The organism is Micromonospora sp. NPDC049201, assembly GCF_055586805.1.
In genome coordinates, this window is record NZ_JBVJHM010000005.1 from 343,450 (window position 1) to 369,251 (window position 25,802).

21 protein-coding genes are annotated in these 25,802 nt (G+C 75.6%); 13 read left to right on the forward strand and 8 right to left on the reverse strand.

Features of this window, described 5'->3' with window-relative positions:
* Nucleotides 1-23 precede the first annotated feature (23 nt).
* From ACZ6O5_RS13500 to ACZ6O5_RS13515, 4 genes are all read left to right on the forward strand, one after another.
* Complete coding sequence (locus tag ACZ6O5_RS13500; protein ID WP_465977238.1) at nt 24-1,358, forward strand: glutamate mutase L; 1,335 nt, start codon at nt 24-26, stop codon at nt 1,356-1,358.
* 553 nt (nt 1,359-1,911) lie between these two features.
* Complete coding sequence (lnt, locus tag ACZ6O5_RS13505; protein WP_465977240.1) at nt 1,912-3,459, forward strand: apolipoprotein N-acyltransferase; 1,548 nt, start codon at nt 1,912-1,914, stop codon at nt 3,457-3,459.
* A 22-nt stretch (nt 3,460-3,481) separates the two neighbouring features.
* The gene (locus ACZ6O5_RS13510) at nt 3,482-4,258 is read left to right on the forward strand and encodes a polyprenol monophosphomannose synthase (protein ID WP_465977021.1); all 777 of its coding nucleotides are present in this window, start codon (nt 3,482-3,484) and stop codon (nt 4,256-4,258) included.
* 56 nt (nt 4,259-4,314) lie between these two features.
* Nucleotides 4,315-4,839, forward strand: coding sequence for an FxsA family protein (locus ACZ6O5_RS13515; RefSeq protein ID WP_465977023.1), 525 nt, complete (start codon nt 4,315-4,317; stop codon nt 4,837-4,839).
* Nucleotides 4,840-4,908: 69 nt separating this feature from the next.
* Here ACZ6O5_RS13515 and ACZ6O5_RS13520 read toward each other — a convergent pair whose 3' ends face one another.
* Nucleotides 4,909-5,250, reverse strand: coding sequence for an RNA polymerase-binding protein RbpA (locus ACZ6O5_RS13520; RefSeq protein ID WP_007460094.1), 342 nt, complete (start codon nt 5,248-5,250; stop codon nt 4,909-4,911).
* A gap of 198 nt (nt 5,251-5,448) precedes the next feature.
* Here ACZ6O5_RS13520 and ACZ6O5_RS13525 point away from each other — a divergent pair, with 198 nt between their 5' ends.
* On the forward strand, nt 5,449-6,930 hold the full coding sequence (locus ACZ6O5_RS13525) for a peptide MFS transporter (RefSeq protein ID WP_465977025.1): 1,482 nt from the start codon (nt 5,449-5,451) through the stop codon (nt 6,928-6,930).
* Between the two features lie 34 nt (nt 6,931-6,964).
* Here the strand turns inward: ACZ6O5_RS13525 and ACZ6O5_RS13530 are convergent, their stop codons facing one another.
* The 3 genes from ACZ6O5_RS13530 to ACZ6O5_RS13540 form a co-directional block, all read right to left on the reverse strand.
* Nucleotides 6,965-7,555, reverse strand: coding sequence for a pyridoxamine 5'-phosphate oxidase family protein (locus ACZ6O5_RS13530; RefSeq protein ID WP_465977027.1), 591 nt, complete (start codon nt 7,553-7,555; stop codon nt 6,965-6,967).
* A 110-nt stretch (nt 7,556-7,665) separates the two neighbouring features.
* Entirely contained in the window at nt 7,666-8,823 is a 1,158-nt protein-coding gene (locus ACZ6O5_RS13535; protein WP_465977028.1) for a hypothetical protein, read from the reverse strand.
* 12 nt (nt 8,824-8,835) lie between these two features.
* Nucleotides 8,836-10,185: an MFS transporter gene (locus ACZ6O5_RS13540; protein WP_465977029.1), complete on the reverse strand. Its 1,350-nt coding sequence runs from the start codon at nt 10,183-10,185 to the stop codon at nt 8,836-8,838.
* A 72-nt stretch (nt 10,186-10,257) separates the two neighbouring features.
* On the opposite strand from ACZ6O5_RS13540, the gene ACZ6O5_RS13545 reads away from it, so the two are divergent.
* From ACZ6O5_RS13545 to ACZ6O5_RS13575, 7 genes are all read left to right on the forward strand, one after another.
* The gene (locus ACZ6O5_RS13545; RefSeq protein WP_431934396.1) at nt 10,258-10,908 is read left to right on the forward strand and encodes a TetR/AcrR family transcriptional regulator; all 651 of its coding nucleotides are present in this window, start codon (nt 10,258-10,260) and stop codon (nt 10,906-10,908) included.
* Between the two features lie 55 nt (nt 10,909-10,963).
* On the forward strand, nt 10,964-12,271 hold the full coding sequence (locus tag ACZ6O5_RS13550) for a flavin-containing monooxygenase (protein ID WP_465977031.1): 1,308 nt from the start codon (nt 10,964-10,966) through the stop codon (nt 12,269-12,271).
* A complete protein-coding gene (locus ACZ6O5_RS13555; protein ID WP_465977033.1) occupies nt 12,268-13,092 on the forward strand; it encodes an SDR family NAD(P)-dependent oxidoreductase in 825 nt (274 codons plus the stop codon). The genes ACZ6O5_RS13550 and ACZ6O5_RS13555 overlap by 4 nt, the downstream gene beginning before the upstream one ends.
* 10 nt (nt 13,093-13,102) lie before the next feature.
* Complete coding sequence (locus ACZ6O5_RS13560; protein WP_465977034.1) at nt 13,103-13,612, forward strand: NUDIX hydrolase; 510 nt, start codon at nt 13,103-13,105, stop codon at nt 13,610-13,612.
* Between the two features lie 117 nt (nt 13,613-13,729).
* Entirely contained in the window at nt 13,730-14,971 is a 1,242-nt protein-coding gene (locus tag ACZ6O5_RS13565; RefSeq protein ID WP_465977036.1) for a sensor histidine kinase, read from the forward strand.
* 41 nt (nt 14,972-15,012) lie between these two features.
* Complete coding sequence (locus ACZ6O5_RS13570; RefSeq protein ID WP_465977242.1) at nt 15,013-15,612, forward strand: LuxR C-terminal-related transcriptional regulator; 600 nt, start codon at nt 15,013-15,015, stop codon at nt 15,610-15,612.
* 8 nt (nt 15,613-15,620) lie between these two features.
* A complete protein-coding gene (locus ACZ6O5_RS13575) occupies nt 15,621-16,310 on the forward strand; it encodes a hypothetical protein (protein ID WP_465977038.1) in 690 nt (229 codons plus the stop codon).
* Nucleotides 16,311-16,322: 12 nt separating this feature from the next.
* Here ACZ6O5_RS13575 and ACZ6O5_RS13580 read toward each other — a convergent pair whose 3' ends face one another.
* From ACZ6O5_RS13580 to ACZ6O5_RS13595, 4 genes are all read right to left on the reverse strand, one after another.
* Nucleotides 16,323-17,336, reverse strand: a complete 1,014-nt coding sequence (locus tag ACZ6O5_RS13580) for a LacI family DNA-binding transcriptional regulator (RefSeq protein ID WP_465977040.1) — start codon at nt 17,334-17,336, stop codon at nt 16,323-16,325.
* Nucleotides 17,333-19,756, reverse strand: a complete 2,424-nt coding sequence (locus ACZ6O5_RS13585; RefSeq protein WP_465977042.1) for a beta-glucosidase — start codon at nt 19,754-19,756, stop codon at nt 17,333-17,335. Before ACZ6O5_RS13585 ends, ACZ6O5_RS13580 begins: the two co-directional genes overlap by 4 nt.
* 238 nt (nt 19,757-19,994) lie before the next feature.
* Nucleotides 19,995-21,230: an ROK family transcriptional regulator gene (locus ACZ6O5_RS13590; RefSeq protein ID WP_465977043.1), complete on the reverse strand. Its 1,236-nt coding sequence runs from the start codon at nt 21,228-21,230 to the stop codon at nt 19,995-19,997.
* Between the two features lie 80 nt (nt 21,231-21,310).
* Nucleotides 21,311-23,644, reverse strand: a complete 2,334-nt coding sequence (locus tag ACZ6O5_RS13595; protein ID WP_465977045.1) for a TIM-barrel domain-containing protein — start codon at nt 23,642-23,644, stop codon at nt 21,311-21,313.
* A 114-nt stretch (nt 23,645-23,758) separates the two neighbouring features.
* Between ACZ6O5_RS13595 and ACZ6O5_RS13600 the strand changes: the two genes are divergently transcribed.
* On the forward strand, nt 23,759-25,765 hold the full coding sequence (locus tag ACZ6O5_RS13600; protein WP_465977047.1) for a beta-galactosidase: 2,007 nt from the start codon (nt 23,759-23,761) through the stop codon (nt 25,763-25,765).
* The last annotated feature ends 37 nt before the right edge of the window (nt 25,766-25,802 follow it).

The window sequence follows — 25,802 nt, forward strand, 5'->3', positions numbered from 1 at the left end:
TCGCTGACGAAGGGCAGCGGCGCGTGAACCTCGCCGTCTGCGCGGATGTCGGGTCGACGTACACGAAGGCCGCGGTGGTGGACCTCGACGGTGCCCGGCTGGTCGGTGCGGCGGCCGCGCCGACCACGGTGGGCACCGACGTGTTGCACGGTCTGGACGCGGCGGTGGGCGCGGCCACCGCCGGGCTGGTCGGTGGGGACGTGCCCTGGTATGTGTGTTCGTCGGCGGGGGGTGGTCTGCGGCTGGCCGTGGTCGGCTACGAGCCGCTGGTGACGGCGCAGGCGGGCCGGCGGGTCGGGTTGTCCGCCGGGGCGAACGTGGTGCACGTGGCCGCCGGGCGGCTCGGGCGGGCCGACCTGGCGGCGTTGCGTGCCGCCCGGCCCGATGTGGTGCTGCTCGTCGGTGGCACCGACGGCGGGGACGCGGACACCCTCACCCACAACGCGACGCGGTTGGCGCGGGCGCGCTGGCGGGTGCCGGTGGTGCTCGCCGGCAACGTCGACGTGCGGGGCGAGTTGGGTGCCGTGTTGTCCGCGGCGGGGGTGCCGGTCACCGCCGCGGACAATGTGTTGCCGCGGATCGGGGTGCTGAGGCCCGGCCCGGCCCGCGCGGCGATCCGGGAGGTGTTCCTGCGGCACGTCATCGGCGGTAAGAGGTTGTCCCGCGGGGGTCGTTTCGCCCGGTTGGTGCGGGCCGCGACGCCGGATGCGGTGCTCACCGGGGTGGAGGTTCTGGCCGACGCGCTCGGCGGGGACCTGGCCGTCGTCGACGTCGGTGGCGCCACCACCGATGTCTATTCGGTGCTCACTCCCGACGAGCGGGACAGCGGTCCCGGCCAGGAGGTCGCCGGCACGCTGTGGCGGGCCCGTACCGTCGAGGGGGATCTGGGGATGCGGTGGAGTGCCCCGGGTGTGGTCCGGGCCGCCGTCGAGGAGCGGCTGCTCGCGGTGGGGGAGGCCGACGCCCTGGCGGCTGCGGCGGCGGTGCGGGCCGCGGATCCCGGGTTCCTGCCTGTCGACGACGCCGACCGGGCCGTGGAGCGGCGGATCGCCGGGTTGGCCGCGACGGTGGCGTTGCGTCGGCATGCCCGGGGCGCGGCGACCGGTGAACGCGCCGGTCGGGATCTGCGGGACGTGAAGGTGATGGTCGGTTCCGGTGGGGTGTTGCGGCACGCCGCGCCGGTCGACGCCGCCGGTGTGCTCGCCGCGGTGCTCGGTGACCACGCCGGGGGGTGGCCGCTGCCGCGGGCGGCGCGCGCCGTCGTCGACGTGGACTACGTGTTGGCTGCCGGTGGGTTGCTCGCCGGTGATCATCCGGGGGTGGCGGTGGCGTTGCTGCGGCGGCATCTGGCCGGTTGAGCCTTCCGCCGGCGGGCCCTGTCGGTTGTCGGCGTATCGAGACGCGCCGACGCGACACGCCGTGGCGCAACACACGACAGGCCCGGGTGGGTTGACAGCGACGGGGGTGCACGCCGTACCGTCTTTGAGTCCTACCACGGGAAGCGGCTGTTGTTCGTTTCGTCCTCTCGTCCGCTGGCCGAGCGACCGGAAGGTTGCGGCGGCCAGGTCCAGCGGGCGGGGGTCGGCGGGGCGGCGCGAACCGGTCGCGGTTACCGGTGTACGGGCAGGGTGAGAGGAACGGCCAGTAGACAACGGCCAGGCGGGGGCAGCCAGTCCACGTCCGGTCGGTCCGAAGGTCGGCGCCGATCGTCCTCGCCCCACCGGCCGGGGAGGGCCTGGGAGCATCGGGGCGCGGCTTGGGCCGCGCCCCGATTTCCGTCAGCGGGCCACCTACGGGCAGGTCGGCGGGGCGGCCGGGTAGCCTTCGGCCCGTGATCGTGGTGAGGTGCCGGTGACGACGCTCGACCGGGAACAGCCGCGTGCCACCGACGGGGCACGCCACCCGGGCGCCGTGGCGCGTCCGCTGCCGCTGAGGCTGGCCGTGCCGGCTGCCGTGTCGGCCGGGCTGGCGTTGCTGTTGGCGTTCCCGCCGTACGGGCTGTGGCCCCTCGCGCCGGTCGGGGTGGCGTTGCTGGCCGCCGCGGCGCACCGGCGGCGGCTGCGTGCCGGCGCCGGGTTGGGTTTCCTGGCCGGGGTGGCGTTGTTCGCGCCGCTGCTGGAGTGGACGAATCTGCACACCGGCTGGCTGCCGTGGGCGCTGTTGTCGCTGTTGCAGGCCGGCTACCTGGCGCTGCTGGGTGCCGCGACGGCCTGGGTGTCGCCGCTGGCCGACCGGTGGCGGGTGGGGTGGCCGCTGCTGACCGGGGTGCTGTGGGTGGGGCAGGAGGCGCTGCGCGACCGCACGCCGTTCGGTGGGTTCCCGTGGGGGCGGCTGGCGTTCAGCCAGGACACCTCGCCGCTGCTGCGGCTGGCCGCGCTCGGCGGCGCGCCGCTTGTCACGTTCGCCGTGGCGCTCGCCGGTGGGTTGTTGCTCGCCGTGGCGTGGCGGGACTGGCGCCGCCCGGTGGGGCAGTGGCGGCGGGTCGCCGGGCTGACCGCCGTGTTGGTGGCGTTGCTGGCCGCCGGGGCGGCCGTCCCGGTCGGGGTACGCGGCGGCGGGGACACCGTGACCGTGGCGATCGTGCAGGGCAACGTGCCGCGTCTCGGGCTGGACTTCAACGCCCAACGCCAGGCGGTGCTCAACAACCACGTCGACGCCACCGTCGAGTTGGCCGAGCGGGTCGGGCGCGGCGAGGCGCAGCGCCCCGACCTGGTGGTGTGGCCGGAGAACTCCAGCGACATCGACCCGCTGCGTAACCCGGGGGCCGGTTACCGCATCTCGCAGGCCGCCGACGCGATCGGCGCGCCGATCCTGGTCGGCGCCGTGCTGTTGGGTCCCGGCCCGGGTCAGGTCCGCAACGCCGGCCTGCTGTGGCGGCCCGGCGGCGGCCCCGACCTGGGCCAGGTGTACACGAAGCGGCATCCGGTGCCGTTCGCCGAGTACGTGCCGCTGCGGGCGATCGCCCGGAAGGTCAGCGCCGAGGTCGACCGGGTGCGGTCCGATTTCGTGCCCGGTGACCGGCCGGGTGTGCTGGACGCCGGGGTGGCCACGCTCGGCGACGTGATCTGTTTCGAGGTCGCCTACGACGGCATCGTGCGGGACACCGTCACCGGCGGCGCGCAACTGCTGGTGGTGCAGACCAACAACGCCACGTTCGACGTGGCGGAGGCCCGCCAGCAGTTGGCGATGGTGCGGCTGCGGGCCGTCGAGCACGGCCGTGCCGCGTTGATGGCCTCCACGGTCGGGGTGTCCGGGTTCGTTTCCCCGGACGGGCGGGTAGACGGTGCCACCGGGTTCAACACCGCCGAGGTGGTGGTGCGGCAGATGCGACTCGGGGACGGGCGTACCCCGGCCACCGTGGTCGGGGCGTGGCCGGAGGTGGCGTTCGCGGCGTTCGCGGTCGCGGCCCTGCTCGGCGCGGGCGTGGCGCGTCGACGCCGGGAGGTCGTCCCCGGCTGAGCCGAGGAGAGGCGGTACGACGGTGGGTGCGCAAGCCGGCCATCCCGGGGTGGGGCGGGTCCTGGTGGTCATCCCCACCTACAACGAGGCGGACAACGTGCGGCGGATCGTCGCCCGGGTCCGCGTGGCGGCGCCCGCGGTGGACGTGCTCGTCGCCGACGACAACAGCCCGGACGGCACCGGCGGCATCGCCGAGGCGATCTCCGGCGTCGACCCGCAGGTGCACGTGCTGCACCGGCCCGGCAAGGACGGTCTCGGCGCGGCCTACCTGGCCGGGTTCGGGTGGGCGCGGGAGCGCGGCTACGACGCGGTGGTGGAGATGGACGCCGACGGGTCGCACGCCCCGGAGGACCTGCCGGCGCTGCTGGACGCCGCCCGCGACGCCGACGTGGTGATCGGTTCGCGGTGGACGCGCGGCGCGCGGGTGGTGAACTGGCCGTGGCGGCGGCTGCTGTTGTCGCGGGTCGGCAACCTGTACGCGCGGGTGGCGTTGGGCATGCCGGTCAGCGACGCCACCGGCGGTTACCGGGTGTACCGGTCGGCGGTGCTGGACGCCATCGACCTGGGGTCGGTGCGGTCGCAGGGGTACGCGTTCCAGGTGGAGTTGTCCCGGCTGGCGCACCGTGCCGGGGTGCGCATCGTGGAGGTGCCGATCACGTTCGCCGAGCGGGAACACGGCGACAGCAAGATGAGTCCGTTGATCGTGGCGGAGGCGTTGTGGCGGGTCACCCGGTGGGGGGTGCGGGACCGTCGGGCGGCGGTGCGGGGCCGCCCGGACGCGTTGGCCCGGTGGCCGTGAGCGGGGGCGTGTCATGCTGGAGGGGCGTGACGACACGTGCGGGCCGATGAGGTGAGATGCGCCGAGGACTGAAATTCGTACCGTTGGCTCTGTTGCTGCTGACGCTGCTGGAGCTGGCCGTTTTTGTCCTGGTCGGGCGGGCCGTCGGGTTCGGCGCGGCGCTGCTGCTGGTGTTCGCGGCGTCGTTGCTGGGTCTGGTGCTGCTGCGCCGGGAGGGTATGCGGGCGTGGCGGCGGTTCCGGGCCGCCGCGCAGGCCGGCCAGCCGCCGGGGCCGCAGGTGACCGACGGCCTGGTGGGGCTGGTGGGTGCGCTGTTGTTGGCGTTGCCGGGGCTGGTCAGCGGCGCGGTGGGGCTGTTGCTGCTGGTGCCGCCGCTGCGGCGCCTCGCCGGTGGTGGGGTGCGCCGTGTCGCGGAGCGGCGGGTGTCGTCGATGGTCGCCGGTGACCTGTTCGGTCCGCGTCGGGTGCGGGTGTATCCGGGTGCGCCGCAGCCCGCGCCGGCCCCGTCGCCGCAGTCGCCGCCGGCGGGGCAGTCGCCGCGGCCGGGCCCGGCCATCGAGGGTGAGATCGTGGACCGCTGAGATCGTCGCGGACGTGACGAAGCGCCCCCGGGGAGGTCATCCCCGGGGGCGCTTCGATGTTGTCGGTGCTCAGGCGCGCCCGCGGCGGGTGCGGACCTCCTGGAGCCGCTCGGCGAGGATGTCCTCCAGCTCGGCGATGGACCGCCGCTCCAGCAGCATGTCCCAGTGGGTACGCGGCGGCTTGGCCTTCTTCTGTTCCGGCTCGTTGCCGTCGACCAGCCGGGCGACGCTGCCGTCGAACTTGCACTCCCAGGTCGTGGGGACCTCCGCGTCGACGGCGAACGGCACCTCGAACTGGTGGCCCTTGGCGCACAGGTACTCGCGGGTCTGACGCGGCGCGAGCTCCGTGTTGCGGTCGGATTCGTAGCTGACCGCGCCCAGCCGGCTACCGCGCAGCATACGCTCGCCCATGATCGACTTCCCCTCGTTCGTGGTGCTGGTCCTCAGGTGTAACGGCCGGTCACCGCCCGCCCATTCCCCACCCGCGTCGGTCGGGCCGTGCGCGGGTCGGGAGCGTCAAGGGTAACCGGCCGGGGCAGCCGCCCGAATCGGCTGGAGTGTTTCGCCCGTCACCGGGGATGTTACCCACCATGCGTGCCGGAGGTGACGATGAGCAGTGACGCGCCGGTCGGGGCCCGACCGCCCGCGGGTCGGACCTTCTTCGGTCACCCGCGGGCGCTGTCCACCCTCTTCCTCACCGAGATGTGGGAGCGGTTCAGCTTCTACGGCATGCGGGCCATCCTGGTGCTGTACCTGACCGCGACGGTCGCCGACGGCGGTCTCGGCGTCGGCGAGTCCACCGCCAACGCCGTGTACGGCACGTACAACGCGATGGTGTACCTGATGGCGCTGCCCGGCGGCTGGGTCGCCGACCGGCTGCTCGGGGCGCGGCGCAGCGTGCTGTGGGGCGGGGTGGTGATCGCCGCCGGCCACTACGTGATGGCGGTGCCCACCGGGTGGAGCGTGTTCGCCGGCATGGCGTTGATCGTGCTCGGCACCGGCCTGCTCAAACCCAACATCTCCACCATGGTCGGTGACCTGTACGAGCGGGACTCGCCGCGACGCGACGCCGGCTTCTCGATCTTCTACATGGGCATCAACCTGGGCGCGTTCATCGCGCCGCTGATCACCGGCTTCCTCGGCGAGAAGATCAACTGGCATCTGGGGTTCGGGGCGGCCGCCGTCGGCATGACCTTCGGCGTGGCGCAGTACGTGCTCGGCCGCCGCAATCTGGGCGACGCCGGCGCCCGACCGGCCGACCCGCTGCTCGGCGCCGACCGGAGGCGGGCGCTGACCCGCGCCGGCGCGGTCACCGCCGTGCTGCTGGTGGTCCTGCTGGGGTTGCTGCTGACCGGCTGGTTCACCGTGAACACGGTGGTCAACCTGCTCACCGCGGTGACCGTGCTGGTGACCGTCGGCTACTTCGCGCGGATCCTCACCGACCGGGAGATCAGCGGCACCGAACGCCGCCGGATGAAGGCGTACGTGTGGCTGTTCGTGTTCGCCGCCGCGTTCTGGCTGATCTACGACCAGGCCGGCTCGGTGCTGAACATCTTCGCCGCCGACCGCACCGACCGGAACGTGGCCGGGTTCACGTTCCCGGCGTCCTGGCTCCAGTCGGTCAACCCGATCCTGATCATCATCGGCGCGCCGCTGGCCGCCTGGCTGTGGCTGCGCCTGGGCCACCGGGTGTCGACACCGACGAAGTTCGCCGTCGGCCTGGTCCTCAACGGCCTGTCGTTCGTGCTGATGGCCGCCGCCGCGCAGGCCGCCGTCGGCGGCGGCCTGGTCTCCCCGTGGTGGCTGGTCGCGGTGTACGCGATCCAGGTCGCCGGCGAGTTGTCGCTGAGCCCGGTGGGCCTGTCGGCCACCACGAAACTGGCCCCGGTGAAGTACGCCAGCCAGATGCTGGGCCTGTGGTTCCTCGCCACCGCCGTCGGCGACGCGATCGGCGGTCAGGTCGCCCGGTTGGCGCAGAACTGGTCGCAGTCGGCGTACTTCCTGACGTTCGGGCTGGCGTCGGTGCTGCTGGGGGTGGCCGCGGTGATGTTCACCCGACAGATCCGCGGTCTGATGGCCGGCATCCACTGACCGGCGACCGCGAGCCGGCCCAGCGCCGGACGGCTCACACCGCCGGTGTGGGCGGCAACGGCAGTGGCAGGCCGGGCAGCCCGTCGATGCTGGTCGCGACGTGGTCCTTGCCGGCGAAGTACGCCGACAGCGACGCGTCGTCCTCCCGGGCGAACCGCCGCCCGTGCAGGTCCCGGTCGGTGTCGTAGCTCATCAGCGGCACCGCGTAGCCGCAGGTGTCGCGGATCAGCTCGGCGCGCACCACGATCACCGCCCGCAGGCCGTGCGGGCCCGGGTCGATGTCGGGAAAGTGCCGTAGCAGGTCGGGCCAGCGCGGGTCGTCGCGGAACACCGGCTCGCCGCGCCCGTGCACCCGCACGATGTTCGGCGGGCCGGCGAACGCGCACCACATCAGCGTGACCCGGCCGTTCTCCCGCAGGTGCGCGATGGTCTCGGCGTTGCTGCCGGCGAAGTCCAGATAGGCCACCGTGTGCGCGTCGAGCACCGCCAGGCAGCCGCGCAGCCCCTTGGGTGACAGGTTGACGGTGCCGTCGCCGGACAACGGGGCGGTCGCGACGAAGAACATCGGCTGCGCCTCGATGAACTCCCGCAACCGGCCGTCGATGCGTTCATGCGTCTTTCCCATGCCGTGATCCTCGCCCGGCCGGCCGGTGCCGCGCTGCCCCGTCCCGCTGCGTGGCCGGTCAACCGGCGCGGGACCTCCGAGCCGCGCGAGCGCCCCCGGCCGCAATCCGGTCAGGTGGGACGTCCGAGCCGCGCGAGCGCGCCGGCCAGGTCGCTGACCTGGTCGGCGAGCTGCCCGGCGCGCCGTTCGGCGGCGTCGCGGTCGGTGTCCGCCGCGGCCAGCCGCGCCGCCGTCTCGGCGGCCCGCGCCTGCGCGACGCCCACCGCCCGCCGGGCCTCGGCCAGCTCGGCGGCCAGCGCCTCCCGTTCGGCCCGCAGCGCCGTCGCCTCGGCGCGGGCCGCGTCGGCCACCGCCACCGCCTCGGCGCGCGCGGTGTCGGCCCGTTCCCGGTCGGCGCGGGCCCGCTGCGCGTCGGTGGCCCGCGCGTCGGCGCGTTCGGCGGCGGCCCGCGCCGCCCGGCGGTCCTCGGTGGCCTGCGCCCGGGCGGCCTGGGCGTCGGCGCGGGCCGCGTCCGCGTCGGCGCGGGCCCGCTGCGCCCGGTCCAGCGCCTCGGCCGCAGCGTGGGTGGCGCGTTCGGCGTCGGCGCGGGCGGTGTCCCGGTCGGCGGTCAGCTCGGCGGCCCGCTGCCGTTCGGCGTCGCGTTCGGCCCGCACGGTCCGCAGCTCGGCGCGGGCGGCGTCGCGGTCCCGTTCGGCCTGCACCCGCAACGCCTGCGCGGCGCCGGCCTCGGCGCGGGCGGCGTCGCGGGCGGTCTCGGCGGCGTCGGCCCGCTCGACGGCCGCGCGGGTCGCCGTCTCGGCGGCGTCGGCGCGCTGTCGGGCCGCGTCGCGGTCGGTGCGCGCGGCCCGCGCGTCCTGCCGGTCGCGGGTGGCCGACGCGGCGGCGTCCTCGGCGTCGCGGCGGGCGTCGTCGCGTTCCGCGTGGGCGGCCGCGACCTGCGCCGACGTTTCGGCGCGCAGCTCGGCGAGCTGCCGTTCCACGCCGGCGGGGGACAGCTCGGCGTGCAGCGCGTCGGTGAGCGTCTCCACGATCTGGTCGAGCCGGTCCACCGCCTCCCAGGTGCGGGCCACCTGCCCGGGCAGGCCGGGGGCGTTGCGGTGCCGCATCCGCGAGTTGCGGGCGGCCCGCTGGCAGGCGCCGTCGTTGTCCCGGCAGTAGCGGAACGGGCGGCCCGCGCCGACACGCTGCGGCACCTCCCGGGCGCAGTGGGCGCAGGGGCGGGTCTCGGTGGCGGGTTCGGCGTCCGTCGGGGGCGAAGTGGCGTCCATCGGGGGCGAAGTCTAGTGGCCGGCGTCGGCGCGGGCCGCGCCGTCGAGCGTGTACCGGCGTTGCAGCAGCACCGCCACCACCATCACGGCGGCGGGCAGCAACCCGAAGCCGTAGCGCAGCGCCGTGAGGGCGCCCGCCGACTGGGTGACGGTCTCCCCGGCGCTCGACGCGACGAACCCGCCGGCGGTCAGGCACAACGCGTACGCGTACGGGCCGAGTGCCGCGCCGGTGGCCTCGGTGGCGGTCCACACGCCGGTGTAGGTGCCGGCGCGTGGCGCGCCGGCGGCGCGGATGACGTCGGGCAGCATCGAGAACGGCAGCAGTTGCATGCCGGCGAACGCCACCCCGAGCACCGCCACGGCGGCGACCAGCACCGGCAGGCCGGCGGCCCGGCCGAGAGCCAGCACCAGCGACCCGGCCGCGAACGCGGCCTGCGCGGCCAGCAGGGCACGCTGCTTGCCGACCCGCCGGGCCAGCGCCGACCAGGCCGGCGTGACCAGCAGCGCCGGGGCGACGAACGCCGCCACCAGCACCGTGGTCAGCCCGGCGCGGCCCAGCTCGTACCGCGCGTAGTAGGGCACCCCGGCCAGCACCAGGTGGGTGGTGGTCGACATGGCCAGGTATGCGCCGGCCAGCCGACGGAACTGCCGGTCCCGCAGGCTCGCCGTCAGCGCCCGCCACCCGCCGGTGGCGTGCCGCGGCGTCGGGTCGCCCGCCGCGCGGCGCAGCCGGCCGATGCCCGCCACCCCGACCAGCATCGCGGCGAGCATTCCGGCCGCCAGCACCCCGGCCATCCGCAGGTAGCCGGCGCGGGTGGCGTCGTCGCCGCCGGCCAGCAGCGGCGCCAGCAGCCCGGAGACCAGGATGCCGAGGGTGAGCACCACCATCCGGAACGCCATCAGCCGGGTCCGCTCGTGGTAGCCGATCCGCAGGTCCGCCGGGGTGGCCAGGTAGGGCACCTGGTAGGCGGCGAACAGCAGGTTGCCGGCCACGAAGCACACCGCCACCCAGGCTGCGGCGGGCGCGCCGGCGAGGCCGCCGGGCACCGCGAACAGGGCGGCGAACGCCGCCGGCAACGCGCAGCCGGCCAGCAGCAGCCGCCGGCGGTGGCCGCGGCGGGCCTGCTCGACGTCGCAGCGGTGCCCGATCCACGGGTGCAGCAGCACGTCGGCGACCTTCGGCAGCAGCAGCGTCAGCCCGGCCAGCCACGGCGCGACCGCGAGGACGTCGGTGAGGAAGTACAGCAGCAGCAGCCCCGGCACGGTGATCCACACGCCCATGCCCAGCGAGCCGGCGGCGAACCCGGCCAGCGGGCCGCGGGGCAGCGCGCCGGTGTCGCGCCGCGGGTCCACCCCGGTCATCGCCGCCTCCTGCTCCGGGGCACGCCCACCCCAATCCAACGGATGCTGGATTGTAGGGGGAACAATGGCCGGATGACCATGCCCCGTCGCCGGCCGGGCCGGCCCCGCCGCGACGACCAGCGACCGACCCGCGACCTGGTGCTCGCCGCCGCCACCGCGCTGTTCGCCGAGCGGGGCTTCGACGCGGTCAGCGTGCGCGACGTGGCCGCCGCGGCCGGCGTCGACGTGGCCACCGTCGCCCACCACACCGGCACCAAGGCGCAGCTCTACGACGCCTGCTTCGCGCGGGTGTTCAGCGCCGAACGGGAGGCGGTGGAGGCGGCCGGGGACCGCGCCCGCGCCGCGCTGGCCGCCGGGCCCGCCGATGCGGTACGCGCGCTGCACGACCTGGTCGACGTGTTCGTGGACTTCCTGGAGGACCGGCCGGAGACCACCGCGCTGTGGTTGCGCCGCTGGCTGGAGCCGCGGCGGCACACCGAGCTGGACCGGCGCTACGCCGCCCCGCTGTACGCGCAGGTCGAGCAGTTGCTCGTCGCCGCGTCGGCGGCCGGGGCGCTGGTCGAGCCGGCTCCGCACGTGACGGTGCGCAGCCTGGTCTGGGCGGTGCACGGGCACGTGGTGGCGCTGGCCGCGGGCGCCGGCTCCGAGGCGCGGGAGCGGCGGGAGTTCCGCGCGTTCGTGCACCGCCTCCTCGACGGGCTCTACCCGCCGGCCGCCCCTTGACCGGGGCACCACCGCCGGGGACTATCCAGCAGTCGTTGGATTAGTGGAGGCGGGCATGGCAGCACCCAGGGTGGCGGTCGTCGGCGCCGGCGCGGCCGGACTGGCCACGCTCAAGGCACTGGCCGACGTCGGCGTGCCGGCGGTCGCGTTCGAGGCCACCGACACCGTCGGCGGCCTCTGGGTGTACGGCGCGCCCGGCTCCCCGGCCTACCGGACGCTGCACCTCAACACCAGCAAGGCACGCACCGAGTTCGCCGACCACCCGATGCCGGCGGACTGGCCCGACTACCCCGACCACACCCGCGTCGCCGGCTACCTCGGCGACTACGCCGACCGGTTCGGCCTGCGCGCGGCGGTGCGGCTGCGACACACCGTCGACCGGGTCGCCCGCGCCGGCGACGGCTGGCGGGTGCACGCCACCGGCCCGGACGGCCCGGTGCAGGTCGACGTCGAGGCCGTGGTGGTGGCCAACGGGCACAACCGGGCGCCACACCGACCCGACCCCTACCCCGGCGAGTGCGCCGCCGAACAACTGCACAGCCACGACTACCGCGGGCCGGAACAGCTCACCGGCCGGCGGGTCCTCGTGGTCGGCGGCGGCAACTCGGCCATGGACATCGCCGTCGACGCCTCGTACGCCGCCACCCGCACGCTGCTGTCGCTGCGCCGCGGCGTCTGGGTGGTGCCCAAGTACCTGCTCGGCCGCCCCGCCGACACGCTCAACGGGGCGCTGGCCCGCCGGCTGCCCTGGCGGCTGCGGCAACGGATCAGCCAGCGCATGCTCACCACCGTCGTCGGCCCGCCCACCCGCTACGGACTGCCCGCCCCGACACACGGCTTCCTCCAGGACCACCCGACGCTCTCCGACGCGCTGCTGTCCCGGCTCACCCACGGCGACATCCACGCCCGGCCCGGCATCGCCCGCTTCGCCGGCGACCGCGTCGAGTTCACCGACGGCCGCGTCGACGCCGTCGACCTGGTGGTGTGGTGCACCGGCTACCGGGTGGCCGTGCCGTTCCTCGACGCCGACCTGCTCGGCGACGGCGCCGACCGGCTGCCGCTGTACCGGCACGTGTTCCACCTCGACGCCCCCGGGCTGGCGTTCGTCGGGCTCATGCAGTCCACCGGCGCGGCGTTTCCGCTGCTGGAGGCGCAGGCCCGGCTGGTCGCCGCCCGCCTGGCCGGCACCTGGACACCACCGGAACCGGCGCGGCAGGTCGCCGCCTGCCGCGCCGAACTGCACGCCGCGACCGCCCGCTGGGGGCACCGCCGGCCGCACATGCGCGTCGACTTCGACGCCTACCTGGCCGAGCTGCGCCGGGAACTGGCCGCCGGCCGGCGCCGGGCCGGAGCGGCCCGGTGAACGCGCTGGCCGGCCGGCGGGTGCTGGTCACCGGCGCCCGCGGCACGTTCGGTCGACACCTCGGCGCCGCGCTGACCGCCGCCGGCGCGCACGTCGTCGGGCTGGACCTGCACGCCGACGTCGACGCCACACCACCGGTGCTCGGCGTCGACCTGACCGACCCGGCGGCCACCCCCGACGCGGTGGCCGCCGCCGTCACCCGGCTCGGCGGGCTCGACCTGCTGATCAACAACGCCGGCGTCGGCGGGCCCGCCCCCGCCGAACTGCCCCCCGACGATCTGGTACGCCGGCAGATCGAGGTGAACCTGCTCGCCGCGTGGCGGACCACCGCCGCGGCGCTGCCCGCCCTGGAGGCCGCCCACGGTCGGGTGATCTTCGTGGCCAGCCGGATGGCCGTGCTGCCGTTGCCCCTCGCGGCCGCGTACGGGGTGAGCAAACGCGCGCTCGTCGCGTACGCCGACGCGTTGCGCCACGAGGTCGGCACCCACGTCGGGGTCACCGTCGTCTACCCCAGCATGGTCGACTCCCCGATCCACGACAGCACCGTCGCGGCCGGCCTGTCGCTGCGCGGCGTGTCCCGGCCGGAGCCGGTCGAGGGCGTGGTCACGGCGATCCTGCGCGCCGCCGCCGCCCGCCGCGCACCCCGGGACGTGGCCACCACCCGACGCGGCCGGCTGGAACTGGCGATGGCTCGGCACGCGCCGGGCCTGGCCGACCGGCTGGTGCGCCGTACCGTCGCCGGTCGCGTCGCCGCCGGTGACCTGGACGAAGCGGCGCTGGCCGCCGGGATGGTCCGCCGGCACCGGCAGGGCGACCGGTAGCCTGCCCAGCATGCCCGTGTCGCCGTACGTCGCCCGGCTGCGCCAGCATGTCGGCCACGACCTGCTCATGCTCTACGGGACCAGCGCCGTGGTGACCGACGACGCGGGACGCGTGCTGCTGGCCCGACGCGGCGACAACGGCCGCTGGTCGGTGCCCGCCGGCACCGTCGACCCGGGCGAGCAGCCCGCCGACGCGCTGGTGCGCGAGGTCCGCGAGGAGACCGGCGTCGAGGTGACGATCGTGCGGCTGGCCGGCGTGGCCACCCACCCCGTGCGCTACCCCAACGGCGACGTCTGCGAGTACCTCAACGTCTGGTTCCGCTGCCGGGCCGTCGGCGGGACACCCACCGCCGACGGCGACGAGTCCCTCGCGGTGGCCTGGTTCGCCCCCGACGCGCTGCCCGACCTGGACGACTGGGCCCGGCTGCGGATCGGCACCGCGCTGACCGACGACGGCGCGCCCTGGTACGCGACGCCCGGCGCCCGGCACCCGGCGCTGTGCCGCCCGGACAGCCTCTGACCGGACGACCGCCGGGCGGCGTCTGGTCCGTGGACCGCCGCCGGTAGTGCCAGGTCTACCCGGAGGGTCGCCCCAGCGCGCTGTCGGCGGCGGACGACCGCCCCCTAGCCTGGTCACATGACAGACACGCTGCTCAGGGCGGTGACCGGGCGACGGTTCCTGGTCTCGGCCTGGCCGTGGCGTGGGTTCGCCTACTCGGCCACGACGGCGCTCGCCGCCGGCCTGCTGTGGCTCGTGCTGGCGGTGCCGCTGACACCGCTGGTCTCGGCCGCCGTGCTCCTGCACGCCGGGCGGACCAGCGGCTACCTGATCGTGGCGGCCTGCCTCGGGCTGATCGGGGTGGGCCTGCTCGCACTGCTGGGGCCGCAGTTGGCGCTCTCCATGGCCCGGGCCGAGCGGTGGCGGCTGCGGCTCGCCGGTGACACCCCACCGCCGCCCGGGCGCCGCGGCGCGCTCTACACCGACCCGGCCACCTGGCGGGCCGTGGCCTACATGGTCCTGCTCGGCGTCGTCGGACCGCTCTGGCTCGGCGTGCTCGGGATCGTCGGGCTGCTCGTCGTGTCGACGCCGGTGTCGGTGGAACACCGGATCTCGGTCGCCGACTCGTTGCTCGGCATCGTCGCGCGCGCCGGCGGCGGCCTGCTGCTGATCCCGGCCCTGCTCTACCTGAGCGCGCTGTTCGGCGGCGCGCACGCCGCGCTGGCCCGGATGCTGCTGTATCCGGAGCGGTCCGAGGAACTGGTCGAGGTGGCCCGGTCCCGGACCCGGCTGGTGCACGCGTTCGACGCCGAACGGCTGCGCATCGAGCGGGACCTGCACGACATCGCCCAGCAGCGCCTGGTCGCCCTGACCATGCAGATCGGGATGGCCCGGCTCGACCTGCCGCCGTCCTCGCCGGCCGCTGCCGCGATGGCCGCCGCGCACGAACAGGCCAAGACGCTGATGGCCGAGCTGCGCAACCTGATCCGCGGCATCAGCCCGCGTACCCTGCGGGAGTTGGGCCTGCGCGCCGCGGTGGAGGAACTGGCCGCGGCGAGTTGCCTGGAGGTACACGTCGACGTCGCCCCGGCCCGGCTGCCGGCGGAGGTCGAGGCGGTCGCGTACGCGGCGATCTCCGAGGCCCTGGCCAACGCGGTGAAGCACGCCGCCGCCAGCGAGGTCACCGTCACCGTCCGGCGCGCGGCCGGGCGGCTGGTGGTCGAGGTCCGCGACGAGGGCGGCGGCGGCGCCGACCCCGGGCGCGGGTCCGGGCTGACCGGGCTCGCCGACCGGGCCGCCGCTGCCGGCGGCCGGCTGCTGATGTCGAGCCCGCCCGGCGGGCCGACGATCCTGCGGGTGGAGCTGCCGTGCGCGTCGTGATCGCGGAGGACTCGGTGCTGCTGCGGGAGGGGCTGACCGCGATGCTGCCCCGGTTCGGCATCGAGGTCGCCGCCGCGGTCGGGGACGCCCCCGCGCTGCTGGCCGCCGTCCACGAGCACCGCCCGGACCTCGTCGTGACCGACGTCCGGATGCCGCCGAACCACACCGACGAGGGGTTACGGGCCGCCGTCTCGCTGCGCGCCGAGGACCCCCGGCTCCCGGTGGTCGCCCTCAGCCAGTACGTGCAGCACAGCTACGCCGGGGAACTGCTCGCCTCGGGTTCCGGCCGGTCCATCGGCTACCTGCTCAAGGACCGCATCGGCGACGTGGCCGAGTTCGCCGGGCACCTGCGCCGGGTGGCCGACGGCGCCACGGTGATCGACCCCGAGGTCGTCCGGCAACTGATGCAACGCCGCCGCGACCCGCTCAGACAGCTCACGGCCCGCGAACGCGAGGTCCTCAGCCTGATCGCGCAGGGTCACTCGAACGCGGCCACCGCCCGGATCCTGTCCCTGACCGAGGCCGGTGTCGCCAAGCACATCGGCAACCTCCTCACCAAGCTGAACCTGCCGCTCAGCGACGACACCAACCGGCGGGTCCTCGCCGTGCTCGCCTACCTGCGCAGCAGCCGATCCGACTAGGAGTTCCCTTGCCCACCCCCACCGCCCGGCGTCGCGACGTCGGGCTCCGCGCCATGGCCGTCGTCCTGGCCGCCGCGTTCTTCCTCGCCCCGCTCGCGCTGGGCCCCGACCGGCTCGACGACCTCCCGCGCGCCCTGCTCGCCTACTGGTCCGCGGGTGGCACGGACTTCCCGCCCGACCTCCAGCACGCCGTCGACCACCAGTTCCGGTACCACCTGATCCGGGTGCTGATCGCGGTGCCGCTGCTCGTGGTGCTGGTGACGCTGGCCTACCGGGCCCGACGGTTCCGGCTGCCGCTCGGGGCGCTCGCACTCGCCGCGGCGGTGCTGCTGATCGCCAACGTCCAGGGGGCCGTGTCGCCGTTCGGCACGCTCCTGCCGCATCTGACGGCCGGTCCCGCCGACGCCCGACTGGTCATGCTGGCCCAGGTCCGCGACCAGCTCGACCACGGCCCGGTGTCGCCCGCGCTGGGCGTGATGCTCGACGAGTACGTGCGCTGGCACGTGGTGAAGGGCACGCTGGTCGGCCTCCTGGCCGCCGCCCTGACCGGCCTCGCGGTGCGGTCGTGGCGGCCACGCCGGTGGCTCAGCCTGCTGCTGGCCGTGCTGGCCGTGACCGCGCTGGTGGTCGTGGCGGCCAACGTGTCCACCGTGGTGAACCCCGGCCCGCCGTTCCTGCTCCTGCTCCAGGGCGGCTGACCCGGGGCCGGCTCACCGGCTGGTGTCGCGCACGGTCAGCGTCGGTTCCAGCAACGTCACCTCCGGCACCGGCTCGTCACCCAGCCGCCGCATCAGCAACGTCACCGCCTGCCGGCCGACCTCCTCGGCCGGCACCGGCACGCAGGTCAACCCGGACGGTTCGGCCAGCTCGTCGGGGCAGATCGCGACCACCGCGACGTCCTGCGGCACCCGCCGGCCCAGCGTCGGCAGCGCGGCCAGCACCGGCCCGACCGCCGACTCGTTCTGCACCACCAGGCCGGTGACGTCGGGGTGGTCGGCGAGCAACGCCGCCAGGTCCCGGCGGACCGCCGCCGGTCCCTCCTCGCAGGGCCGGGTCACCGCGTCGACGCCGAGCCGCTCGGCCGCGGCCGACACGCCGGCCCGGGTCCGGTGGGCGAAGCCGGTGCCCCGGTCGTAGACGGCGGCCGGGGCGCCGAGCAGCGCGATCCGCCGGTGCCCGGCGGCGGCCAGGTGCTCCACGCACAGCTCCCCGGCCCGCCGGAAGTCCAGGTCCACGCAGGCCAGGCCGGTGCTGTCGGCCGGGTGCCCGATCAGCACGCCGGGCAACGCCAGCTCCCGCAGCAGCGGCACCCGGGAGTCCTCCAGCTCCACGTCCATCAGCAGCACGCCGTCGACGAGCGCGCTGCCGGCGATGCGGTGCAGGCCGGCCGGCCCCTCGTCGGCGGTGACCAGCAGCACGTCGTGGTCGTGGCGGCGGGCGGTGGTGACCACCGCGGTGGCGAACCGCATCACCACCGGCACCTGCATGCCGGTACGCAGCGGCAGCACCAACGCGATCACGTTGGCCTTGCGGCTGGCCAGGGCTCGCGCCCCGGCGTTCGGGTGGTAGCCCAGCGCGCGGACGCTGGCCAGCACCCGCCCCCGGGTGGCCGCCGAGATGGTCCGCTTGCCGCTGAGCACGTACGACACGGTGCTCGCCGCCACCCCGGCGTGGCGGGCCACGTCGGCGATGGTGACCTGCTCGCCGGCGGCGCGGCCGCTCACCGGGCCGTCCCGGAGCGCTCCGCCGCCGGCGTGGCCGCCCCGTCGCCGCCGCCGTGCACGGCGAGCGCGCCCACCAGCCGGATGTCCCGGGCGGAGCGGCCCACCAGCAGCGAGTGGGTGGCGTCCTCCACCACCATGGCCCGGCGGTTCTCGTCCCACCAGGCCAGCTCGGCGGTACGCAGCCGCAGCGTCACCCGGGCCGCGCACCCCGGCTCCAGGGTGACCCGGGCGAAGTCGCGGAGCTGCCGCAGCGGCTGCTTGACCCGGGAGCGTCGCTGCCGGGTGTAGAGCTGCACCACCTCGGTGCCCGGGCGGCGGCCCGTGTTGGTGACCTCGACGCTCACCTCCACCTCCTCGTCGGTGTGCGCCGTGGCGGTGCTCAACCGGAGGTCAGCGTAGTCGAACTCGGCGTAGCTGAGCCCGTGGCCGAACGGGTACAGCGGTTCGCCCCGGTGGTAGAGGTAGGTGGCGTCGGCGCCGATCACGTCGTAGTCGAGCAGGTCGGGCAGCTCGGCGGTGTCGGCGTACCAGGTCTGGGTCAGCCGTCCGCCCGGGTCGGCGTCGCCGAGCAGCACGTCGGCCAGCCCGTGGCCGTGCTCCTGTCCGCCGTGGGCGCTCCACAGCACCGCCGGCAGGTGCTCCCGCGCCCAGCCCACCGCGTACGGGTAGCTGCTGGTCAGCACCAGCACGGTACGCGGGTTCGCGGCGTGCACGGCGCGCAGCAGGTCGAGCTGGCCGGTCGGCAGGTCCAGGTCGACCCGGTCCTCGGTCTCCCGGCCGTTGACCATCGGGTGGTTGCCGAGCACCACCACCGCCACGTCGGCGGCGGCGGCCAGCGCGGCGGCCTCGGCCGCGCCGTCGACGCGTAGCTCCGCCGTGAACGCGGCGGGCTCGTCGACCGCGACGCTCAGCCGGCCGGCCGGGTCGACGCCGACGTCCCGGCCGGTGGCGAGGTGACGCAGCAGCACGGTGCCGTCGGGGCGGTGCCGCGGGCGGAACGTCTCCCGGACCACCCAGCCGCCGGGGCCGGGACGGTCGTCGACGAGCGCCCCGGTGTCGTCCGCGCCCACGTACCGGCCGTGGTGGGCCGCGCGCAGCGCCACCACGCCCTGCCCCCAGTCGACCACGTCGAACTCGGTGGGCGCCGCGTCGGTGAGCGTCAGCGGCCCGCCGTCGACGCACCGGACGGCCCGGTCGCCGACCCGCAGCGCGATCCGGTCGACGCCCGGGTGGGTGGTGACCTCGGGCAGCCGCCCGAGCAGCCCCTCGAACGCGCTGACCGCGTACGGCAGGGTGCCGCTGTACCAGTCGGTGAGCACCGTGTCGGCGAGCGGGCCGAGCACCGCGACCCGCCGGTCGGACGCGAGCGGGAGCAGCCCGTCGTTGGACAGCAGCACGACCGACTGGCGGGCCGACTCGCGGGCCAGTTCCCGGTGGGCCGGGCAGTTCACCACGTCGGCCGGCACGTCGCCGTACGGGTCGTGGCCGGGCGGGTCCAGGTCGCCCAGGCGCAGCCGGACCGACAGGATCCGCCGGACCGCGCGGTCCACGTCGGACTCGGCGACCAGCCCGCGCGCCAGCGCCTCGGTGAGCCGGTCCACGGTGGGGCGGGGGTCGTCGTCGTCCTCGGTGAAGCTGTCCACGCCGGCGCGCAGCGCGGCGGCGAAGCCGGCCACGTGGTCGGGCAGGTACTTCTGCATGCCGGCGATGTTGCCGACCGCGCCGGCGTCACCGACCACCATCACCTCGTCGTCGGCCCAGCCGCGCAGCTCGCCGTCGATGAGCGGGCTCAGGTGCGCCGGCACGCCGTCGACCAGGTTGTACGACGCCATCACGGCGACCGCCGCACCGGCGGCCAGCGGCGCGCGGAAGGCCGGCAGCTCGTACTCGTGCAGCACGCGGGGCGGCAGGTCGTTGGAGGTGAGCGCCCGGTCGGTCTCGTTGTTGTAGCCGAGGAAGTGCTTGAGCGTCGGCGCGGTCCGCAGCCGGGTGGGGTGCGCGCCGCGCAGCCCGGACGCGTAGGCGGTGGCGAGCCGGCCGGTGAGCCAGGGGTCCTCGGACCAGCCTTCCTCGTTGCGTCCCCACCGTGGGTCGCGCAGCGGGTTGACCACCGGCGCCCACACGTTGAGGCCGACCCGGTCGGGGTCGGCGCGGTGCTTGGCCCGGACCTCGTCGCCGACGGCGGCGCCGACGGCGGTGATCAGGTCCGGGTTCCAGCTCGCGGCCAGGCCGAGCGCCTGCGGGAAGACGGTGGCCTCGCCGAGCCAGGCGACGCCGTGCAGCGCCTCCGTGCCGGTGCGGAACCCCGGCAGGCCGAGCCGGGGGACGGGCGCCTGCCACTGGTGCAGCAGGCCGAGTTTCTCTCCGACGGTGAGGCGGGCGAGCAGGTCGTCGACGCGGTGGGGGGTGGGGTCGGTCATGGCGGGCGCCTCCGGTGGGCGTGCGGGTCACACTCCCGGTCATCGAAGCGCTTCGATTGCCGGGTGGTGAGGACGGTGGCACGCACGCGAAAAAAGGGGGTGGGGTGGTCGGCCGGCGGGTCGGCCCGGAGCTGCGGTGAAGCGCTTCGACAACCGCCGGAAAACAGGCCGCCCACGGATTGCCCGGTCCGGAAGCGGCGCTACCGAGGTTGGCATCCGGGGCCGGCGCGGTCAAGGGTCAGGCGGCGGGTAGTTGCCCGGCCTCCACGGTGGCCAGGGCGGCGGTGGCGCCGCCCAACGCGCTGGCGGCGGAGCCGAGCGTGCTGGCCTCCAGCCGGACCCCGGCCGGCGGCGCGAGCGTGCGGGCGGCGAGTTCGGCGCGGGCGGCCGGTAGCAGCCACGGCGCGAGCGTCGCCAGGTGGCCGCCCACCACGACCACCTCCGGGTCGAGCAGGTCGACTAGGACGCACACCGCGCGGCCGAGGCGCCGGCCGATCTCGGTGAGCCCGGTGCGCACCGGCTCGTCACCGGCGCGGGCGAGCGCCTGGATCCGGTCGATCTCTGGCAGGTAGTCGGTGACCGGCGCGTCCGGCGCGGCGTCGGGCAGCAGGCGGCGCACCACGGCGTCCACGCCGGCCAGCGACGCGAGGCAGCCCCGGCGCCCGCACCGGCACGCCGGCCCGTCGGGTGAGCGAGGCCCGTCGGTCAGGACCGGCAGGTGGCCGATCTCGCCGGCGAAGCCCCGGCCACCGCGCAGCAGCCGGCCGCCGCTGACCAGGCCGGCGCCGACCGCCAGCCCGCCGGTGAGGTGGATCAGGTCGGCGGTGCCGGCGTACGGGCCGTGCCGCAGTTCCGCCGAGACGGCGAGGTTGGCGTCGGTGTCCACGCCGACCGGGAAGCCCGGGTCGCGTAGCGCGCGGCGCAGCTCGGCGGCGAGCGGCACGCCACGCCAGCCCAGCGCGGGGGCCAGCGGGACAGCGCCGTCGGCGTCCACCAGGCCGGGCACGCCCACGGTGAGGCCGAGCACCGTGCGCCCGGCGCCGGTGACCCGGGTGACCGCCCGTCGGGTGAGCGCGGCGAGCGCGCGTACCGTCTCCTCGGGGCCGGCGAGCGCGGCGGCGAAGGCGCGTCGCCAGGTGAGCAGCCGCTCGCCGCTCAGGTCGGCGGCGACCACGACCAACTCGTCGGCGCCGATCTGTAGGCCGAGCCCGACGTAGCGGGCGCCGTCGAGCACGAGCATGGTGGCCGGGCGGCCCACCCGGTTCTCGGTCAGCCCGGTCTCGCGCAGCAGCCCGTACTCGATCAGCTCGCTGACCAGGCTGGAGACGGTCGCCTTGTTGAGGCCGGTGCGGGCGGCGACGTCGGCGCGCGAGCAGGGCGCGTGCCGCCGCACGTGCCCCAGCACCACGGCCCGGTTGGCGACCCGCACGTCGCCGAGGTCGGCCGTCTGGACCGGCCGGTCGATGCTGATCACGTGCTGTCCGCCTCCTGCGCCGCCGTCCGTCGGATTCGGCCAAAGCTTAAACTAAATCGGCACGGTGCCCGCCGGGCGGCTCAGCCGCCGAACCACGGCGCGAACGGGGTCACCGGGATCGGCTCGCCGTCGAGCACGATCCGGCGCGGCGCGTCCGCGCCGACCGCGCTGACGCGGCGCACGTCGAGCGGCCCGTCCACGCGTACCCGCAGTGTGTCGCCGTCGCGGACGGCGGTGACCGTGCTGTCGCCGTCGTCGTCGCGGACCACCGTCACGCCATCGGTCCCGCCCCACGACACCAGCGTGACGTCGCGGAACGGGCCCTCGGCCACGGTGGGCGCGGGCGCCACAGTCGGGACCAGCGCGCCGCGCCGCACGTACAGCGGCAGCCGGTCGAGTGGCGTCCGCACCCGCAGGTGTCGGCCGCCGGGGTGGCGCTGGCCGGTCGCCGCGTCCAGCCAGTCGTCGCCGGCTGGCAGGTAGACGGCGCGTTCCCCGCCCGGGTCGAGCACCGGCGCCACCAGCAGGTCGACGCCGAGGCGGTACTGCAGGTCGGTGACCCAGGCGGTCGGGTCGTCCGGGGTGTCGACGAGCAACGCCCGCAGCATCGGGCTGCCGGTGCGGGCCGCGTCCACCGCCGCCGACCACAGGTACGGCAGCAGCCGGTAGCGCAGCCGCAGCGCCGCCACCGCGTGCCGTTCCGCCTCCGGCGGGAAGTCCCACGGCAGCCGGCTGGTGGTGCCGTGCAGCCGGACCAGCGGCGACAGCGCGCCGAACTGCGTCCAGCGCACGTACAGGTCGGGCTCCGGCGTGCCGTGGAAGCCGCCGGTGTCGTGGCTCCAGAAGGGCACCCCGGACAGCCCGTGGGACAGCCCGCCGCGCAGCGTGCTGGCCATGCCCGGCCAGGTGGCGTTGACGTCGCCGCTCCACTGCGCGCTGTGCCGCTGCCCGCCCAGGTACGACGAGCGCGCCCACACCGTGCGGTGCCCGGCGACCTCCTCGGTGACGTCGGCGACCACGTCGTTGAACAGCAGCGCGTACACGTTGTGCAGCTCGACGCCGGTCATGCCGTTGTGCGCCACCGCGTCGGCGGGCACCCCCTCGGCGAAGTCGGTCTTGAACACCGCGACGCCCTGGGCCAGCAGCGGTCGCAGCAGGCCCTGGAACCAGCGTACCGCCGCCGGGTTGGTCAGGTCCACGATGGCGCAGACCGGGTAGCTGCCGTGCCAGGTGTCCGCGACGTAGGTGTCGCCGTCGGGGCGGCGCAGGAAGTAGCCGGCGGCCTCGGCCTCGGCGTACAGCGGGCTGTCGGTCATCAGGTAGGGGTTCATCCACAGACACACCCGGAAGCCCGCCTCGGACAGGTCCTTGAGCAGGCCGGCCGGGTCGGGGAACGCCTGCTCGTCCCAGCGCAGGTCGGACCAGCGGCCGGCGACCTGCCAGTAGCAGTCCAGGTGCAGCACGTCGCACGGGACGTCCCGCTCGCGGATGAGCCGGGCCCGCTCGCGCACCCGCTGCTCGCTGTCGGGGAAGAACCCGGAGGAGATCCAGGCCCCGAACGCCCAGCGCGGCGGCAGGTACGGCCGGCCGGTCAGCGCGTCGAACCGGTCCAGGATCCGCGCCGGGGTCGGGCCGGCCAGCACGTAGTAGTCGAGCAGGTCGTCCGGGACGAGAATCTGCACGCTGCTGTGGGTGCTGGCGCAGACGTCGAACTGCACCGGCAGGCCGCTGTCGACGAGCACGCCGTAGCCGCGGTCGGACAGGTAGAACGGCACGTTCTTGTGCGACCGGTCGGACTCGCCGCCGAACGCGTCGAAGTTCCACATCAACGGTCGCTGGCCGCGCTTGTCCAGCGGGGTGAACTTCTCACCGAAGCCGACGAACCGTTCGTCGCCGGGCGCGACGAAGCTCTCGTGCCAGGCGACCGGGTCGCCGTCGAGGGTGGACCGACCCAGCGGCAGCGTGCGCCGCCGGCCGCTGATGTCCCGGGTGCCGCCGTCGGCGGCCACCAGCAGCCGACCGTCGGCGTCGAGGAAGCGCAGCCCCCACGGGTCGAGGCGGATCTCGGCGCGCACGCCGCCGGCGTCCACCCGGGCGTACGCGTCGTCGACCGTGACCTCGGCCGGGTGCGGTACGGGCCGGGTCAGCGTCAGCGCCCGGGCGGAGCGGCTGCGCACCGAGAGGTCGTCGGTGAGCCGTACCCGGACGATCCCGTCCCCGGCGGCCTCGACGCGCGCCACGAGCGTGCGGCCGGAGGAACAGGTGGCGGTGAGCGTGACACCGTGCGGGTCGACCGCGGCCACCTCGGCCCGCAGCACGTCGTCGGCGCCCTCCTCGCCGGGGGCGCGCACCGGCAGGTCGGGTGGGTCGGCCACGAACGTCTCGTACGGGACCAGGGGTGGGCGGTACGGCATGGGCGTCTCCTCGCGGCGACACGGGCGGCCCCGCAAGTTTCTTGGGAACCACAACTAACTGTCAATGATCTGTCGCATTGACTTTCCTCCTCACCTCTTCCTACTTTGACGGGGATGACAACTAAAGCGTTGTGGAGCGACGGTCGGCTGAGCTACGGCGGAGACTGGAACCCGGAGCAGTGGCCACCGGCGGTGTGGTCGGAGGACGTCGCCCTGATGCGCGCGGCCGGGGTCAACCTGGTCACCGTGGGCGTGTTCGCCTGGTCCCGCCTGGAACCCGCCCCCGGCCGCTACACCCTCGACTGGCTCGACGAGGTGCTGGACCTGCTGCACGCCGCCGGCATCCGGGCCGCCCTGGCCACCCCCACCGCGTCCCCGCCGCCCTGGTTCACGCGGCGTCACCCGGACGCCATGCCGGTCACCGCCGACGGCGTCCGCCTGCACCACGGCAGCCGCGACACCTACTGCGCCGCCGCGCCCGCCTACCGCACCGCGGCCCGGACCATCGCCGAGGTGCTGGCCACCCGGTACGCCCACCACCCGGCGCTGGCCCTGTGGCACGTGCACAACGAGTACGGCACCACCTGCCACTGCGACCACGCCGAGACGGCATTCCGCCGCTGGCTCACCGGCCGCTACGCCGACCTCGACGCGCTCAACGACGCGTGGGTGACCAGCTTCTGGGGGCAGCACTACTCCGACTGGGCGCAGGTCGGCGTGCCCCGCGCCACCCAGTACCTGGCCAACCCCGGCCAGTTGCTCGACTTCCGTCGCTTCTGGTCGGACACGCTGCTGTCCGCGTACACCGAGCAGCGGGACGTGCTGCGGGCGGCGAACCCGGCGGTGCCGGTCACCACCAACCACGTGCTCGGCGACTGGGTGCCGGTCGACCACGCCCGCTGGGCGCGCGAGGTGGACCTGGTGGCCGTCGACCACTACCCGGACCGCATCGACGGCGGCGCGGAGGAGCAGACCGCGCTCGTCGCCGACCTGGCGCGTGGCTGGGCCCGCCACGGCGCCGGCCGTCCCGCGCCGTGGCTGCTGATGGAGAGCGCGCCCAACCAGATCCACGTCACCGGGCGGATGCACACCAAGGAACCGGGCCGGATGACCCGGCACAGCCTCGCGCACGTCGCCCGCGGCTCGGCCGGGGCGATGTTCTTCCAGTGGCGCGCCCCGGCCGGCGGCGCCGAACGGTTCCACTCCGCCGTGGTGTCGCACGCCGGCGCGGACACCCGGGTCTTCCGGGAGGCCACCGACCTCGGCGCCGCGCTCGGCCGGCTCGCCGGCACCGCGACGGGGCAGGTGGAGGCGCGCGTCGCGATCGCCTACGACGCCGCCAGCGGCTGGGCGCTGCGCCACCCGGGGATGCCCCGCGACGGCCTCGACCACCCGGGCGAGGTGGCCGCCGCGCACCGGGTGCTGTGGCACGCCGGCCTCACCGCCGACCTGGTGACGCCCGGCGACCCGCTCGACGGCCACCGGCTGCTCGTGCTGCCCGCGCTCTACCTGGCCTCCGACGCCACCGTCGACTGGGTACGCCGACACGTCCACGACGGCGGGCACCTGCTGGTCACCTGGCTCAGCGGCGTCGCCGACGAACACGCCCGCGTCCGCCTCGGCGGCTACCCGGGCGCCTACCGCGACCTGCTCGGCGTGCGGGTGGAGGAGTTCCACCCGCTCGCCGACGACGAACGGGTGCCGCTGACCAGCGGCGGGTACGGCCGGATCTGGTCGGAGACCGTGCACCTGGCCGGGGCGGAGCAGGTCACCGCGTACATCGGTGGGGTGCTGGACGGCCGCCCGGCGGTCACCCGGCACCGGGTCGGCGCGGCCCGCACCTGGTACGTCTCCACCCGGCCCGACGACGACTCGTACCGCCGGCTGCTCGTCGAGGCGGCCCGGCTCGCCGGCGTCACCCCGACCTGCCCGGCGCCGCCCGGCGTCGAGGCGGTCCGCCGCCGCGACGGCGACCAGAGCTGGCTGTTCCTGCTCAACCACACCGACCGCCCGCAGCGGGTGCCCGCGGCCGGGCACGAGCTGCTCACCGACGAGCCGGTCGACGAGCACGTGACCGTCGGGCCCGGCGGCGTGGCGGTGCTGCGCGAACCGCCGCGCTGACCGCGTGCCGGCCTCGCGTTCACCCCCGGTGACGCGC

Excerpts from the sequence above, each read along its gene's own strand:
- ACZ6O5_RS13525 (WP_465977025.1), top strand. The coding sequence starts at position 5,449 with ATGAGCAGTGACGCGCCGGTCGGGGCCCGACCGCCCGCGGGTCGGACC.
- ACZ6O5_RS13570 (WP_465977242.1), top strand. The coding sequence starts at position 15,013 with ATGCTGCCCCGGTTCGGCATCGAGGTCGCCGCCGCGGTCGGGGACGCC.
- ACZ6O5_RS13530 (WP_465977027.1), bottom strand. The coding sequence starts at position 7,555 with ATGGGAAAGACGCATGAACGCATCGACGGCCGGTTGCGGGAGTTCATC.
- ACZ6O5_RS13585 (WP_465977042.1), bottom strand. The coding sequence starts at position 19,756 with ATGACCGACCCCACCCCCCACCGCGTCGACGACCTGCTCGCCCGCCTC.
- ACZ6O5_RS13545 (WP_431934396.1), top strand. The coding sequence starts at position 10,258 with ATGACCATGCCCCGTCGCCGGCCGGGCCGGCCCCGCCGCGACGACCAG.
- ACZ6O5_RS13600 (WP_465977047.1), top strand. The coding sequence starts at position 23,759 with ATGACAACTAAAGCGTTGTGGAGCGACGGTCGGCTGAGCTACGGCGGA.
- ACZ6O5_RS13550 (WP_465977031.1), top strand. The coding sequence starts at position 10,964 with ATGGCAGCACCCAGGGTGGCGGTCGTCGGCGCCGGCGCGGCCGGACTG.
- ACZ6O5_RS13565 (WP_465977036.1), top strand. The coding sequence starts at position 13,730 with ATGACAGACACGCTGCTCAGGGCGGTGACCGGGCGACGGTTCCTGGTC.
- ACZ6O5_RS13520 (WP_007460094.1), bottom strand. The coding sequence starts at position 5,250 with ATGGGCGAGCGTATGCTGCGCGGTAGCCGGCTGGGCGCGGTCAGCTAC.
- ACZ6O5_RS13595 (WP_465977045.1), bottom strand. The coding sequence starts at position 23,644 with ATGCCGTACCGCCCACCCCTGGTCCCGTACGAGACGTTCGTGGCCGAC.
- ACZ6O5_RS13540 (WP_465977029.1), bottom strand. The coding sequence starts at position 10,185 with ATGACCGGGGTGGACCCGCGGCGCGACACCGGCGCGCTGCCCCGCGGC.
- ACZ6O5_RS13560 (WP_465977034.1), top strand. The coding sequence starts at position 13,103 with ATGCCCGTGTCGCCGTACGTCGCCCGGCTGCGCCAGCATGTCGGCCAC.
- ACZ6O5_RS13535 (WP_465977028.1), bottom strand. The coding sequence starts at position 8,823 with ATGGACGCCACTTCGCCCCCGACGGACGCCGAACCCGCCACCGAGACC.
- ACZ6O5_RS13515 (WP_465977023.1), top strand. The coding sequence starts at position 4,315 with ATGCGCCGAGGACTGAAATTCGTACCGTTGGCTCTGTTGCTGCTGACG.